Annotated in this window: 10 protein-coding genes; 5 read left to right on the top strand and 5 right to left on the bottom strand. The window is 43.9% G+C overall.

Going from position 1 to position 16,319, the window contains the following annotated elements:
- Nucleotide 1 precedes the first annotated feature (1 nt).
- From ONT18_RS01460 to ONT18_RS01440, 5 genes are all read left to right on the top strand, one after another.
- Nucleotides 2-1,306, top strand: a complete 1,305-nt coding sequence (locus ONT18_RS01460; RefSeq protein WP_228112388.1) for a glycan-binding surface protein — start codon at nucleotides 2-4, stop codon at nucleotides 1,304-1,306.
- A gap of 71 nt (nucleotides 1,307-1,377) precedes the next feature.
- Nucleotides 1,378-3,381 carry an IPT/TIG domain-containing protein gene (locus ONT18_RS01455; RefSeq protein ID WP_264903726.1) on the top strand — a complete coding sequence of 668 codons (2,004 nt, stop codon included), beginning with the start codon at nucleotides 1,378-1,380 and terminating at the stop codon, nucleotides 3,379-3,381.
- A 114-nt stretch (nucleotides 3,382-3,495) separates the two neighbouring features.
- Nucleotides 3,496-3,951 carry a T9SS type A sorting domain-containing protein gene (locus ONT18_RS01450; protein WP_234564536.1) on the top strand — a complete coding sequence of 152 codons (456 nt, stop codon included), beginning with the start codon at nucleotides 3,496-3,498 and terminating at the stop codon, nucleotides 3,949-3,951.
- Nucleotides 3,948-6,305 (top strand): cellulase family glycosylhydrolase, encoded by a 2,358-nt coding sequence (locus ONT18_RS01445; RefSeq protein ID WP_264903724.1) that lies wholly within the window; start codon nucleotides 3,948-3,950, stop codon nucleotides 6,303-6,305. Before ONT18_RS01450 ends, ONT18_RS01445 begins: the two co-directional genes overlap by 4 nt.
- Before the next feature lie 6 nt (nucleotides 6,306-6,311).
- Nucleotides 6,312-7,376: a hypothetical protein gene (locus ONT18_RS01440; protein WP_264903722.1), complete on the top strand. Its 1,065-nt coding sequence runs from the start codon at nucleotides 6,312-6,314 to the stop codon at nucleotides 7,374-7,376.
- Nucleotides 7,377-7,464: 88 nt separating this feature from the next.
- Here ONT18_RS01440 and ONT18_RS01435 read toward each other — a convergent pair whose 3' ends face one another.
- The 5 genes from ONT18_RS01435 to ONT18_RS01415 all read right to left on the bottom strand — a co-directional run bounded on the left by ONT18_RS01435 (nucleotide 7,465) and on the right by ONT18_RS01415 (nucleotide 16,311).
- Entirely contained in the window at nucleotides 7,465-8,511 is a 1,047-nt protein-coding gene (locus ONT18_RS01435) for a hypothetical protein (protein WP_264903720.1), read from the bottom strand.
- Between the two features lie 579 nt (nucleotides 8,512-9,090).
- On the bottom strand, nucleotides 9,091-10,374 hold the full coding sequence (locus ONT18_RS01430; protein ID WP_264903718.1) for a glycoside hydrolase 5 family protein: 1,284 nt from the start codon (nucleotides 10,372-10,374) through the stop codon (nucleotides 9,091-9,093).
- 142 nt (nucleotides 10,375-10,516) lie between these two features.
- Entirely contained in the window at nucleotides 10,517-11,830 is a 1,314-nt protein-coding gene (locus ONT18_RS01425; RefSeq protein ID WP_264903716.1) for a glycoside hydrolase family 5 protein, read from the bottom strand.
- 216 nt (nucleotides 11,831-12,046) lie between these two features.
- Nucleotides 12,047-13,597 (bottom strand): cellulase family glycosylhydrolase, encoded by a 1,551-nt coding sequence (locus ONT18_RS01420; RefSeq protein WP_264903714.1) that lies wholly within the window; start codon nucleotides 13,595-13,597, stop codon nucleotides 12,047-12,049.
- Between the two features lie 74 nt (nucleotides 13,598-13,671).
- Entirely contained in the window at nucleotides 13,672-16,311 is a 2,640-nt protein-coding gene (locus tag ONT18_RS01415; protein WP_264903712.1) for a hypothetical protein, read from the bottom strand.
- Between the last annotated feature and the right edge of the window lie 8 nt (nucleotides 16,312-16,319).

Below are 16,319 nucleotides of genomic sequence, written 5' to 3'. Positions count from 1 at the left end.
TATGAAGCTAAATAATAAAATATTAAGTATCATGCTTCTTGGAGCTACAGCTTTTACAGGGCTCAGTATCACAAGTTGTGTGGATGAGCCTGACAAATATGAAATAGCTGGTGGAACTCCTTCTATTGATTACGTTCGCCTGTGCGATGTAACCAAGAAAGATTCCATGTTAACTGGAGCATACATGGGTACAAGTATCTGCCTGGTCGGTAACAACTTGAGAAGTATAACAAAAATGCTCTTCAACGACCAGCAAGCCATTTTGAATACAAGTATGATTACAGACCATACCTTGATTGTAGATGTACCAAAGACTCTTACTGACAATCCTACCAATAAGATCTACATGTACAACAAGGATGGTGAGTGTACTGAATATGACTTCAAGACGCTCGTACCAGAACCGGTGGTAACATCATTGAGCAATGAGTTTGCAAAAGATGGCGAAACCGTAACCCTGAAAGGTGACTACCTGCTGGATTACGAGAATGCTCATCTTAAAATCACATTCCCAGGCAACGTAGATGTTACAGATTTCAAGAGCATTTCCAAGAGTGCCGTTACTTTTGTGGTACCAGAAGGTGCACAGAAAGGATTTGTCACAGTAGAAAGCATGTATGGAAAAGGTAAGTCTAAGTTCTATTTCCGTGACGACCGCTGCATACTCTTCGACTGGGATAATGACGGAGATGACGCAATAGCAACAGGTCATGGCTGGCGTGATGGAATTCAAAATGGTAACCGTATGAGGAATGATGTTGAAGGAGTTCAGCCTCTTGACGGAAATTACTACTACTTAGGAGGAAAGACCGTTAATTTCGATTCATGGGCTGAAGATGAATACTCATTCAACTACTGGCCAGAGCCGGCTGCAGGTTATCCTGAGTTGAACTCGCTGATGAAATGGGATGATGTTGACAACATGCAAGTGAAGTTTGAGGTTAACATTCCTAATGATTGGACAGGCTTGTCATTACAGGTATATTTTACCGGTAACGACCAGGTAACATACTCAACAGGCAACAACAACTATCTTGCAGATGACAAGTTTCCACGTGCACTTTGGACTCCATGGTATGGAGCAACCAACAACACATTCAGCACTTCAGGAAACTGGCAGACTGTTTCTATTCCATTATCAGAATTTGCATACGACAGATATGGAAACAAATTGGGTGGTTTGAAGTTTGAGAATCTCACAGGTATGACCATGTTCCTCTATACAGGACCATACAAAGAGGCTACTGTAGAATGCTCACCAACAATTTGCGTTGATAACATTCGTGTTTGCCCTATCAATGAATAAAATTTGCTGATGCTGGCAGCCATCCAACTGCCAGCACTGCAAACAAACAAAAACAATAAACGTCAATCATTATGAAAAGACATAATAAATCTTTCCTCTGGTTGGTTCTGCTACTGATATGCAGTACATTTGCGTTCACATCATGCGACCGTGATGACTTGAACACCGACCAGTATGGCAATGAAATATCTGTATTATCATACGGTCCAAACCCTGTACTCCGTGGGGGTGTCCTTACTTTCAAAGGAGCCAATCTTGACCAGATTACAGAAATAGATCTTCCTGGTGCAGAAGCTATTACCAGCATTAATGTTGTTACATCAGGAAAAAACTCAGAAATCAATATTGAAGTTCCTGCAGAAAAATGTGAACCAGGTATTGTTACATTGAAGACCGCCAAGAATGGTGAAATCAAGACCCTTACCCCAATCACATACATTGAGAATTTGAAATTCACAGGTTTCTACGTAGGTGAAAACAAGGAAAACCTGGTAGGTAATGTTGGAGACGTCCTCACTATTGAAGGCGATTATCTCAACAATATTACATCTGTCATTTTTGCCAATGGCGCGACTATGGATGCCGAGAATTTTAAATCTCAGACCCGCTATCAGATTCAGTTGGTTATCCCAGCAGAAGCAGGAGAAGGCAGATTCCAGATTAGCGATGGAAACAACTATATGTATTCTGAAGGTGCTTTAAGTATCAATGCTCCTGAAATCGATGCAAACAATGCTATCGGTAAGTCTCTCATCAAGGCTGGTGAAACAGAGGTCCTCAGAGGTACTTCACTTGACCAGATTGCAAGTATTGAGTTGAATGGTGCAACCGTAGAAGCAGCTGACTTCAAGTCACAAACAGCTTCTGAGATTACCTTCATTATCTCTTCTAAGGTAGCAGACGGTGAAATTACAGCTGTAACAAAAAGCGGTATAAGAATTCCTTTCGGTGAGATTACAACCGTTGTTCCTAGCCAACTCGTTGCAACTCCTTCCCCTATCAAGAATGGTAAAGAGATAACAATCAGCGGTAAGGATATGGATCTGATTACAGGCATCGCATTCCCTAACGCCAAGGAATCTAAGCTTAACAAGGTTGAGACAACAAAGGTTACTTCTACAGTACCAGAGGATGCACAGGAAGGCGACATCACTTTGAGTCTTGATAATGGCAAGACCGTTGCAGTAGCCTATACATTGGTTAAGCCAACAGTTACCGCTTGCACTCCTGCTGCTATCACAGCTGGCGAGAAGACCATCATCAAGGGTACAGATCTCGACCTCGTGAAGAGCGTCACCTTCCCTGGCGATGTAGAGCAGACCGTAGAGAAATTTGCAGCACAGAATGCCAATGCCATCGCAGTAACAGTTCCTGCAGCATGCGCCGGTACAGGCTTCAAGCTCAACCTGAAGAATGGTACCACTATCAACATCGATGGTCAATTGAGCATCAAGGCAGCTACAGATCCAGCAATTGCATCCGTAACACCAGGTGAAGCTATCGCAGGTTCTACCATCACCATCACTGGTAAGAACTTCCAGAACATCCAGAACCTCTATATCGGTTCTTACAAGGTAAACCGCTATACCTCACGTACCAATACAGAGATTGTATGTCAGGTTCCTGCCAATGCTGAAGTAGGTACATACAAGATCGTGATGGAAGACCCAGACGGCAACAAGATTGAAGGTCCTGAGTTCAAGGTGGTTCCTGCCGAAAAGGATATCGCAGAACTTGTAACGAATATGGATAATGGGAAAATAACATATCCATTTGATTTCTCATGGTCAAGTGGCAGTGGAAAATTCTATTTGACCAAAGACGTATTTGAGAAAGTAAAGGTAAAAGTTGGTTCTAAACTGATTGTTTACAAAGACCCTACCGTCAAGGGACAAGTACAGATCAATAAGAATGAAGATGGTTGGCCAACTATAACAACTATTGCAGATTGGAATCCTTCAGAAAGTAAACTTGAATATGTTTTTGATGAAACAGCTGTAGAAGTTGCACACTCATGTGGCTTTGCTATTCAGGGCGACTTGACAGGAGTTACCAAGATTGTTATCCTCCCATAAGATAGATATATTTAACATAAAAAAAGCATTTATGTGAAATATAATTCGTAAATTTGTGGCGTAGTTATATCAACTGCGCCACATTTTTAATTAAAACCAAAACATCAACCCGATATGAAGAAAATAGCATTATCCTTACTGATAGCTCTGAGCTGCATCTCTGCCAAAGCTGCAGACGGCAAGTCGCTGTTCGTATCATTCAACGATGGTAGCAAGATAGAGTTTGCACTGAGCACTCTACCGGAAGTAACCTTCGGAAATGATAAGATGACTGTAAAATCTACAGCTACTACTGCCAGTTACGAACTATGGAAGGTTTCCACCTTCACTTATGGTACAACGACAGGCATCAAGCAGGTAGAAACCAACAACAAGTTTGCCTTCGAAGGTGACCGTATCATCGTAGACGGTACCAACAACAAGGTAAGCGCCTTCGCACTGGATGGGAAGAACATCAAACTCTCCCCTATCACCGTTGGCGACAAGACCATCATCAATCTCAGTGAATTGACAAATGGGGTCTATATTATCAAAATCAATAACAAATCCTTAAAAGTAGCAAGACAATGAAAAAGATATTACTCTCACTCCTGGCAGTAATGATTTCATTCACTGCCTTGGCACAGACCGATGGTGACAAAATTACCATCAACAATTCAGAAGGAAAGCAAGCTGAATGGAATCTGACGGGCGAAACCAACGCCATCAGCAGCATGAAGCACAATGCCAGCAACCAACTGGAAATCTATCTCAAAGGACTGGAAGATTTCGGAGCCTGGGAAACCTACGACATCAACGACATCAACAATATCTCCTTCTCTATCTATCACGAAAGCGAAGTAGGCGATGTGAATCTTGCAGACCCAGCAGCTACTGAGAAAACCAAGCGTCTCTACAAATATCTGCAGCTGAATTATGGCAGCAAGACCATCTCTTCGGTCATCGCCAACGTCAATTGGAACACCCAAGAGGCAGATAAGATTTATCAGGCTACAGGTAAATATCCAGCCATCAACTGCTATGATTTCATCCATATCTATGTTCCTAAGCAGGGTTCCAACGGATGGATCAACTACAACGACATCACTCCTGTAACCAACTGGGCAGACCAGGGCGGACTGGTATCGCTGATGTGGCACTTCAACGTGCCTAAGACAGAAAGCACAGTTCCAGGAACAGATGGTAGCGGTGTGACCTGCACCCCATCAGAAACATCCTTCAAAGCAGCCAACGTATTTACTGCTGGCTCTTGGGAGAACAAATGGTTCTATCAGGAGATGGACAAGGTGGTGGAAGTTCTGCAGAAGTTGCAGGATGCAGGCGTTGTTGCCGTTTGGCGTCCTTTCCATGAGGCTGCCGGTAATGCCTGTCTGAAATCAGGTGCCAGCTGGGGCAAATCCTGGTTCTGGTGGGGATATGATGGTGCCAAAACTTACAAAAAGCTTTGGCAGACCATGTTTGATTACTTCCAGAACAAGGGAATCCACAACCTGATTTGGGCTTGGACCACACAGAATTACAATGGTGATGCCAATACCTATAACAATGATGCCGACTGGTATCCTGGCGATAAGTATGTAGATATCATCGGTCGCGACCTCTACGGTTATGATGCTGCCAAGCAGGCTCAGGAGTTCAAGGAGATTCAGGCACGCTATCCTGGCAAGCTCGTAGCTCTGGCTGAATGTGGTACTAACATCGATAACAAGACTGCTACAGCTGACATTGATGAAGCATGGAACGCTGGTGCTAAATGGAGCTTCTTCATGCCTTGGTATGGAAGCAACATGCCATCCAACGACTGGTGGAAAGCAGCTATGAACAGCAAGAACGTGATTACCCGCGACCAGGTAAACCTGAACGCCAACTACGTTGAAGAAAGCGCAGTAGATGCTGTGAAGAACATGGGCATCGGTACCAATTTCGGCAACTGCACAGATGTGGTAGCCATGTGGATGAACATGAACAGCAATTCTGTTACTGATTTCGAGAAAGCTTGGGGACAGGAGCCAACGACCAAACCGATGGTAGATTTCCTGAAGAAGAACGGTTTTAATTCCGTCCGCATCCCTGTAACCTGGTTCCAGCACATGAAGGCTGACGGAACGGTAGATGAGGCTTGGATGAACAGAATACAGGAAATCGTTGATTACGTGATTGATAACGGTATGTACTGCATCCTGAATGTTCACCATGATACAGGTGCAGACGATGAGGATGTGAAACACTGGATCAAGGCTGATGAAGCCAACTATAAGGAGAACAAGGAGAAGTTTGAGTATCTATGGACCCAGATTGCCACCCGTTTCAAAAACTACGACCAGCACCTGCTCTTCGAAGGTTACAACGAGATGCTTGATGCCGACAACACCTGGAATGCACCAAAGAGCGCAAGCAGCTATAAGGGCTTGAATGGTTATGCCCAAAGCTTCGTGAATGCAGTTCGTGCCACTGGTGGCAACAACGAGACCCGCAACCTCATCATCAATACCTATGCTGCAGCTAATGGTGACGACGTATTGAACAACCTCGTCATCCCTACCGACAAAGTGGATGGACATATCGCCGTAGAAGTTCACACCTATGCTCCATGGGATTGGTTTGCCAAAGGCAAGTGGGATGCTTCCTGCAGCAAGGAAATCGCTGATATGTTCACCCGTCTAAACAGCAAGTTCATCAGCAAGGGCATTCCTTGCATCATCGGTGAATACGGTACTCACGGAAGCAAGAGTGTCAGCAAAAACAGTTCTGCCAGCGAGATTCAGGCTGCTGCCGACCAGGCTGCCGACATAGTGAAGCAGGCAAAGGCATACGGCGTAGCGACCTTCTACTGGATGAGCATCTTCAGCGAAAAAGACAGAACGGTTCCTCAGTGGACACTCCCTACAGTAGTGGAAGCAATGAAAAAGGCTTATAATGAATAACAAATTATGAGAATCAAATATATTATATTGATGTTCGCGGCCCTCCTGGCTTTCTCTTCATGCGGTGAGAAGAAAAAGAAATCGTATGACGAGATTGCCATGAGCGGTCTCACAACCCGCACAGAGAATCTGAAAACCAACATCAAGGCTTTCGCCAACAAGGGAACTCTCATCGGACAGATGTACGGCACCCTGAGCGGAATAGGCTGGAATCGCTGGCAATGTGACAGCGACCGATGCGACATGAAGGCACTCTGCGGTTACCGTCCGGCAACCAATGGCTATGAACTTGCCGGCATCGAGAGCGGAAAGCAGCAGAATGCAGATGGAGTTCCTTTCAAGACCATCCGGGAAGATGTGCTGAAACACTTCCGCAAGGGAGGCTTACTTATCATGAACTGGACAATGCCTGATTATAACGGCAATAATGATATGCTGGAGGAATATACCAAACAGGTTGCCAAATATCTTGATACACTGCAAGATGGTTATGGTATCAAAGCACCTGTAGTACTCAATCTTCTTCCTATAGACGGTAAGACATGGTACTGTAAACTCAGCAAAGACGACTATATCAGTCTTTACAAGAAGATACAGGATCTCTTGGATAACGAGGATGTAACGAATGTAGTTTATAGTTATTCTGAAACCTACCAGCCTGGCAAGAATCTGATGGATCGCTATCCGGACAACAAGATTGATGTGATCAACGTGACATATCTGCAAAGAAAAAATGCCATCGACCTCCCACTCTACCAGAAGAGCATCAAGGAGATTGTGAAGCAGGCTCTGCCTTTTGTCCAAGACCACAACAATGCCTTCGGACTGACAACAGGAGTAGAATCTATTGGTGATTCCAGTATTTTTTCAGAGACATTGCTTACAGTACTCAAGCAGCATCACATAGCTTACCTGATGTTTGGAAGAAACCAGGGAGAACCGATTGAGGAGCATTACTATACTCCATATCCTGGTGTATCGAACAAGAAGACTCATGGGTTCATGGAAATGATAAATGATGAAGTTTGTGTTTTCCTGGAAAAGCTAAACGGACTATATCTTGAACATTAATCAATGTTCGAAACGGATAAAATCAAAAAGAGAGGGCATTCACATACCCTCTCTTTTCTTTTCAACAAACTAAAAATATAACTCTATACTATTTCTGAACGTACTTTTTACCATTCTTGATTACTACACCCTTATAAGATGCATTAACCTGCTGACCAGCGAGATTGTAAATCTTAGCAGACTTAGCAGCTGGAGCTACTACTGAGTTAGAAATGTTGGTTGCCTCACCAGAAGTTACCAATTCTACTTTAGTCATTACGGAAGCCATACCCTGAATAGCCAAGCCATACTCCTGCAATTCCTTCAAGATGGTAGTCTTTACGTCAACCTTAATCTTTTTGGTTTCATCATTAGGATCAACCTGCTCCTCCTGAATAGTAATCTCATCATCAGTAATCTTGAAGATATACTGAGCAGAAACATCTGTCATTACAAAATTGTCACCTAAACTACTCCATCCTGCACGCTTTGTCTTCAAGTAAATCTGACCGCCATAAGATTCTTGCCAACCTTGATCTGACTTAAATGCACCTTTCTTTCCTGTAACAATAATCTTATCACCTGCCTTAACATTGACAAACTTATCCTTATCTATAAGAACTTGAGCACTCCATGCATCGAAAGCCTGCTCACCTTCGAACAAGACAGTAGAAGTACCCTTAACATCAGCATTCATATAAGCTTTCTTAAATGTTGCTGTCTTCGGAGCATCAGCTGTAGCGTCTGAACCTGTATACTGCAAATAAATTTGACGAACAGAAGACTTGTGATCTGCATCCAAAGGCAAGACAATCTTATCGCCATCGCCTTGAGCAGTTGTATTATAATTTATAGTTTTATCATCTTTAGTATATGTATCAGTATACTCTAAAACAATCTGTATTTTCAACTTGCTCGGATTATCCAACTCAAGTACGAACTCATCAAATTCAGAGTAATCCTTACCTCCAATCCACCAACCTGGGCGATAATCCCACTGCTTGTAGAAAGAAATAACGTTAGTCTCAGGATTGAAGAACACCTGATTTGCCTTCTCATCCTTAATGTTGTTACTAGGTGCACCAATATCTGATGTCACCGCATTAGCACACATGGCGAACAATACGCCAAATACTAGTGTAAAAAACTTTTTCATAAGCTTTTAATTTTTTTTTATAGGTTTAAATATTGTTTTTAGAATCAATACATTAATTGGTTCTTGTCGATGCAAAGTTACAACAAAAGTAGCGAAACAAATGATACTTTGTTATCTAATTCTGATACTATTTTATCAAAGTATAAAATAAACTATTTTTATAGCCAATATTCCTATGGTTCCCACGTTTCAAGTGAGGCTTACGTAATGTTTAAGTGAGGCTCACCTTAACTTCAAAAGGGGCTTACTTGATATGCAAAGGAGGCTTATCTGGAGTTCAAATGAGGCTCACTTGATTCTGGGCAGGATGTATCTAAAATTACGTCGCGACGTATCTGGCACTGCGTCGGGACGCATCTGTTACTGCGTCGGGACGTACAAGATGCTACGTCGGGACGCAATTTCGGGAACACCAAAAACGCCTGAGTATCGCTATTTTTATGGCAATATATGGCAGATTATGGCAATTCTTTTACGAAAAAAACATAAAAGTATTATTATAAAAAGTCAAACAAAAAAGGGTGCACCATGACCTGATGGCACACCCTCCTAAAACAACCAACAATTTCACCAAGCTTATTACTTACCAATCTTCTTCATTCTGTCTACCTGCGTCTTTACTACATCCAATGTAGATTTATCGGTAGAGAAAACGGAGTTCAGACCTTGCGCTTCCTGAGCAGGATCACCGGTGTAGTCATCACCTACCTGCCACTGCTCATGCTTAGGATTGGCAAAACCGCCCCATCCCCAGAAGTTACAACCGGCAAAGTAACCGCCGGATGCAGCATTGTCGCCAACAAGACTGAACACATACTTATAATATCCATCACGTGCTTCTGTTGTAGAAGAAGTTGAGAAAGAGAAACCATCACGAGGATAGCCGAACTCCTCCATCACCAATGGCTTCCTGATACGTCCGCATACCTCAAGATGTTCATCAATATACTCCTTTGTGTTCTTGCAGGAGATTCCCAAATCTTCCTGCAAATGGTCTTTTCTCGCCCAACTCCAGTTGTATGGCCAAAGATGAATGTTGCAATAATCCACATTCTTGTCGGCACAGATCCGTTCCCAACAGTTCAGTTCTCCTTCACATCCCCATTTGCCTTCGCTACCGATAGAAATCAGATGATTCTTATCGAGCGAACGGATCAGCTTGCTCGCTTCACCCAGCCACTTTTCGAAAGCAGGCAACTGCTCTTTGCTGAAAGCACGAGGCTCATTACCTATCTGCCATGACATGATGGCCGGGTCATCCTTATACTTCTTCTTTGTATATCTGTTGGTTCTCGTAAGTATGAATTTCACATAATCATAGAATAGCTGATGCGCCTTTTCGCAGGATGCATATTTGGCAACGAAGTTCATGAAGGCAGGATATCCATCTTCGTTAGGACGGGGAGCCTGACCCAAACCAGCCTGCTCCAGGTAATAGCCATAACCGCCACTCCATTCCCAGGAATTGTTCAGATAGAGCACGGCCAGCATCTTGCGTTTGCCCATCTCCATCAGCAGATAGTCGAGACCGGCAAGAATTGTATCGTTATAAATGCCCGGAGCTTCCTGCAGCGTCGGCTCAACCTTGGTCTTCACTTCTCGCTTTCCATCAGAGCCCACCAGGATGCGGAGATTATCAATGCCCATCTCCTTCATCTTATCGAGTTCCCTACAGAGACGCTCACGGTTGCCGCCCTGTCCTTCTGAACCGAGGATTGCTCCATACCAGAAATTGGTACCTACATAATAATAAGGTTTACCATCACGAACGAAATGTCCGTCCTTCACCTGCACAAAGTTCGACTTCGCTGAGATATTGCATGTAGCCAACGCCATCATCAAAAAAACAAATATCTTCTTCATTTATTTATTTAAGTTTACAGTTTAAAGATTCATTTTCGGTTGCAAAGATACTAAATAAGGGCAAAAAAGCATGATACTTTTTTGCCCTTTCTACATATAAATCTAAACTATGCTTATTTATTATTGCTTTTTCTGCTTTTTTCTAAGGTTTCGGATAGATTTTCAGGTAATCTTCCATCCCTTCGGCTGCTCCCTGCATCACACCTTTAAATATATAGGAGTCGGAAACTACCTGCTTTTTTCTGTCGAAGATGGTCATGTGAGGAAGAGGCTGCACATTGATATCCCAGACGTATGGGATAAGTCCTGCCTTCATCATTTCGGCAGTCACAGCACCATACCATGCCATCATACTCTCATTATGCTTCTCCTGATTACCACCGAAGAGAGAGGCATCCTTACGGTTGGCACCATATTCGCCGATGACTACCGGATAGCCCAGATCTACAAACTTCTGTTTCATCTTCATCACCTGATTGGTGATATGCTGGTAGGCATCCACGTTCTTATTATCATACCAGATGGTGTTTACGGTTCGTCCCTGGTCATCGGCAGGCGCATGTCCCTTCCAATAGAGTGCCACCTTGCCCCAATCGGCATCTTTGTCCATCAAGGTAAATATATAAGGATCGTAGAAATGAACCTCTGCCATCAGACGGTTCTTCGCATTATCTTTCAGACGGGTGATGTCGTAAGAATCCTTGGCAGCCAAATCAATCTCGGTCTTTGGAGTCTGTACGATGAGCACACGGCTGGCATTATTACCACCGGTAGCACGGACGGCATCGATAAACACCTGTTCGTATGCCAGGAGCCGGTCGGCAAACTCCTTACTATCAGGAGCCAGCATGTCGCCTTGAACCTGCGGACTGGCGCCTCCCACTCCCGGTTCGTTGAGGGCAGCAAAGAGAACCCGCTGGTCATATGTCTTGAATTCCTTTGCTATATTCGTCCACAGCTTGCGGAACATCTCCTTATGCTCTGCCACATTCGCCCCGCTGGTAAAGGCATCATGCTCCATCCATCCGCCATCCCAGTGTTCGTTGATGATGACACAGAGACCGGCATTGAGACCATAGTTTACGATTTCCTTGATTCGTTTCATCCAGACAGGATCTATGGTCATATTCTCCTTATCCGTAAGATGTCCAGCCACCCAGGATGTAGGGATACGAAGACTGTTGAATCCCTGCTGTTTCAAGCTCCGGATATAACTCTCAGTAGTCTTATCATTCTGCCATGAAGTTTCCGACTTCAGTCCAGCCTGATTGGTAAAGACATCGTTCCAGTCGCACGCCTCCATCGTATTACCCAGGTTGACTCCTGGAGCCATATAGTGAGCCAGTTCGGTAGCCGTGAGTTTCATTTTCGAGATACGGCCATCCACTGGTTTAACCTGTGCGCCAGCCCAAGCGAAATGAGCGGCAGCCAATATAATCATAACTATCTTCTTCATATATCAATCTAACGTATTATCGGGTTTTGAAGTTATCATGTTGCAAAGATAGCGAAAAAACAGTAGCGTGAATGTATATTTTTGATAAAAGGATAGGTATATTATGTTAGGATGTACGATATTTGCACAAAAAAAGGACGCACATCTGAGAAAAATTCCCCTGATATGCGCCCACACCTACTTTATATCAAACCTAAAGACTTAATATCTCGTTTTTTATTTAGCAGGCCACTTTGCTGCTGCAACAGCAGCCTGGATACTCTCAAGCATATTAGTATTGCTAACACTTGCACCAGCACGGTTGAAGATAGTCATGCTAGGAAGACCGCCATTGGTATCCCATGCCATTGGAACACAACCATTATTGATAGCACTAGTTACAACAGCCTTGTAATAGTCCTTAACTGATGCATCATGAACAGCATCCTTACCGATGGCCAGACGCTGGTTGGCACCAAACTCACCAATCAATACAGGGTAGCCCTTGTCGAAGAAATTGGTCTTCATCTTCTTCATCTGAGCCTCAACATAATCCTCGTTATATTTAGCATCAGCTGTACGACCAGCCTCAGAACCATTGGTGTTGTTCTTGCCCCAATAGAGGCAATACTTACCCCAATCCTTGTCTTCACTCAGATCGGTAAAATTATATGGATCATAGAAGTGAACCTCTACCATCAGTCGGTCGGTAGCAGAATCCTTAATCTTAGACATGTAGTTGTTGGCTACGAATTTATCGATATCGGTATTAGGACCCTGAACTATCAGAACTCGCTTGGCATTGTTGCCACCTGTAGCACGGACAGCCTCGATGAAAGTCTGCTCATACTCAGCAATACGGTTACTCATATCAGCCACACCAATGATATCACCTTCACCTGCTCCTACACCTGGCTCATTCATGCCGGCAAAGAGAAGATGCTCATCATATGTCTTGAAATTATCGGCAATCTGAGTCCATATTTTAGTGAGCTGAGCCTTGGTAGTCTTGATGTCTGCATTGGCTGTCATACCATTGTGCTCTATCCATCCACCATCCCAATGCTGGTTGATGATAACATAGAGACCATCCTTGATACAGTAATCAACCACTTCCTTTACTCGCTTCATCCAAGCAGGGTCGATGGTGCATTTTTCAGCATCAGTAATATGTCCCATCACCCAAGAACAAGGAATACGGACACTCTTGAAACCAGCAGCCTTCACTGCATCAATCAAAGCCTGAGTGGTCTTGGCATTCTGCCAGACTGTCTCTGTTTCGATGCCGGCATTTTTCCAGAGATTCTTGCTGTCGCCACCTTCCAGGGTGTTACCGAGGTTCCAACCTGGATACATCAACTGAGCCACCTCCATGGCAGTCTTGTTCATATCAGCAGGTGGTACATCAGGAGTAACAACAGCCCCCTTCTTGGCACGGGTAATCGTAACATCCTTACGGCTATAGCCCTGAATGATGCGAACGGTAGCAGTAGTTGCTTCATCTTCCTGAGAAGCGGCTACGGTTACATCGAAATTGTATGTGCCGGCAGCCTGATCCTTATAAGTAACAGAGCACCAGTCGGCACCTTCTATCACGGAAGCTGTAGGCTGAGCATCTGCCTGAACATTGATGGTCTGCACTCCGCCAGTACCGTCAAATGAAAGCTCTGGGTTGAGAACCTTGAAGCTAGGCTCATCATAATCATCGTCTTCGTAAGAGCAAGCCGAGAAAGCCAATCCGCAAACTATGCCCAAGAGCAACAAATATAGATATTTGAATTTCTTCATTTTCTTTTCATTTTAGAGAGAACCCGATATGTTCTGAAAACTATCGGATTCTCTGTATTATTATTTATCAACCATTACCATTGTGGGACAGCGAAAAGACTGTGAACAGTAAACTTAGCGCGCATAGACTTATTAAAGCCCAGCTCTCGCATCAAATCACCATCCTTGACACCAAATGCACAATTATCCTTTGTAGCAGCATAGCAATTAAACAATTCCAAACGATACTTAGGATTTTCATTGGCGTCAACCACCTTAGACTTATCGTAAGAAACAGCCTTACCGTCAAGATAGAACTCATCCAAAGTACTGTGTGTGCCTGGGAAGAAACCATAAAGGTCAGCAATCTCAACGAATGTCATGATAGTACCACCTTCAAAGCCCGAACCTTCATAAGTCATATCGAACTGATTGTTCTCGAGAGAGTATTGTCCCTTGTCACTCTTAACAACTTTCAAAGTAGAGCCATCGTTATATCCAAACAACTGAGCTTCACCTTCACCCCAGCCACGAACGGCATTGAATGTAGGAGTGTAGACACCAGTACCATCACTTGTGTTGGAAACAACGGTAAAGGTTACCTCGAAAGTATGGTTGAATGCAAGCGCAGGTTCACCAGCATCACCAGGGCCTCCACTAGCTCGGAATGGGGAATTCTGAGCAGTACCAGAACCCCAGATATTGAACAACTCTATACGATAGTTGCCGTTATCTTCGATATCACCATAATGGAACTTATTGGCATCAAACTTCAAATCCTGTCCATCAGCCTTGATAGCATCAATGCGAACCAATGCCTTAGGATATTTTGCAGCAAAGCCTTCCAAATCGAGGACGTAAACCTTACCATTGGTGCGGGCTTCTGTTGTTTCAAGTTTAACAGTATATTGACCAACAGCCTTTGAACCACCAGAAACGACTGTTGTTGCGCCATCCCAGTTGCCACCATCACCCCAAGCAGTCAACTTGGCAACATAGCCATTCTTGACATCAGAGGTTACATAGTTATAAATCATCAACTGACCATCACTAGAACGGATTACACCCAACTGAAGTGCCTCGTCAGAAAGAGACATCACCTTGATCTTGGTTTCATCAGTACGGGTGATACCACCGATATACTCAACTGCATTCAGAGGGTCAATGGTCATTGTGATTGTCTTATTCTTCTCATCAACGGTAAATGTACCTTCAGAATCCTTATAAGAACCATCAGCCTGAACCTGATGAACCTTTACCTTATCATTGCCATCTTCATCCTTATAGAATGTCATTGTACCATTACAATGGCTAGGATCAGTGATTGCCCAAGACTTAATACTTGCATAATCTGCATCCCAACCGGTAGTTTCACCTACAACAGGCTGATTATTGGTATAAGAAGCCCAACTTGCATCCTTGCCATAGAAGAATACAGGACCAACAAACTTATAATGAGATTCATCTGGTTTCAAGTCAAACTCCCAAGTATTATACAACTTCTCCTTGTCAAACTTCACATTCTTTGCTACAGAAACCGGACGGATAGCCAATGCCTGATAAACAGGAGTGGAAGTGCGACGTGCTACATTCTGGTCGAAGCTATATGCCATGGCAAATCGGTTGTCGGTGGCATTGATAGAACCAGAGAGATAGTAACCGTTCAAGCCCTCACCGGAAACATTGCCCTGAGTACGGGTACCGGCTGCAGGCAAGAAGATAGAGTTACCATTAGGACCGGTAAACTTATAACCGGCTACATGATTCTCGGTATCCTCTACCCATTCTTTCTTACACTCTGTGAAAAGTTCCTCAAACTCATCGATGGTTGGCATGGTAACCCATGAACCATATACCTTATTGGCTACATCACGGTCGGTCTTGTAAATATCAGCAGAAGCATAATCGTCCAGATTGATAGATGTCTGGAAACCGGTCATATCACCAAATCCGAAGAGACCACCCAACTGCTTCTCATCAGTAGCACCTACATTATACTTAGCCCACTTGGTAGAAAGGCCCAAGTCAACGAGGTCAGTATCAGGATTGAAATCAGCTGGAGCAGTTGTGAAAGTACGGTCTTCACCATATACAGTACCATTTCCGAGGTCGAGATAGGCAGTATAGTGGTAAGTTGTATTAGGCAACAGACCCTCTGCCTTGATTTCGTAATTGTCGTTGATGCCGGCAGCCACGATACGAACACCGGCACGTACATTCTCAGAGCCCTCGACACCAGAGATAACGATACCGCTGGTAGCCTCCTGAGGAGCCTTCTCCAACTTACCGGTCAGGATAACGGAGTTAGCTGTCAAATCCTTCGGTTCGCCGGTAATAGCCTTGGCATCGGTCATGATGGCACTCTGTACAGAACCTTTGTAGGTTACCCTGCCCTGCAAGGTAACATAAGCCTGATAGTAAACCACATCACCTGGCATACCGGATACTGTAGCCTGGAATTCACTACTACCCGAAGCAGCTACCTTCTCACTCAAGTTATCTTCGCTCTTACCATAGTAGAAGCCTAATGCATAGGCACTGGCATTCTGCTCTTCGAGTCCCTTTACCGTGCCATGGAATGTAGCGGATGTCACGGTCACATCAGCAGAACCTGTGGTCACCGACTCGTCGGTGAGCAGCGGAGTATTGCTGATAGAATAATCATCATCGCTACAGCCTGTCATGAAGATACCCATGACAAAGGCCATAATTCCGTATAATATTTTATTCTTCATAAGTTTGC

The sequence above is a fragment of the Segatella copri genome, assembly GCF_026015295.1.
In the GTDB taxonomy this organism is placed as follows: Bacteria; Bacteroidota; Bacteroidia; order Bacteroidales; family Bacteroidaceae; genus Prevotella; species Prevotella copri_C.
The sequence above is the reverse complement of the archived record's forward strand: the minus strand, read 5'-3'. Positions and strand labels throughout refer to the sequence as shown.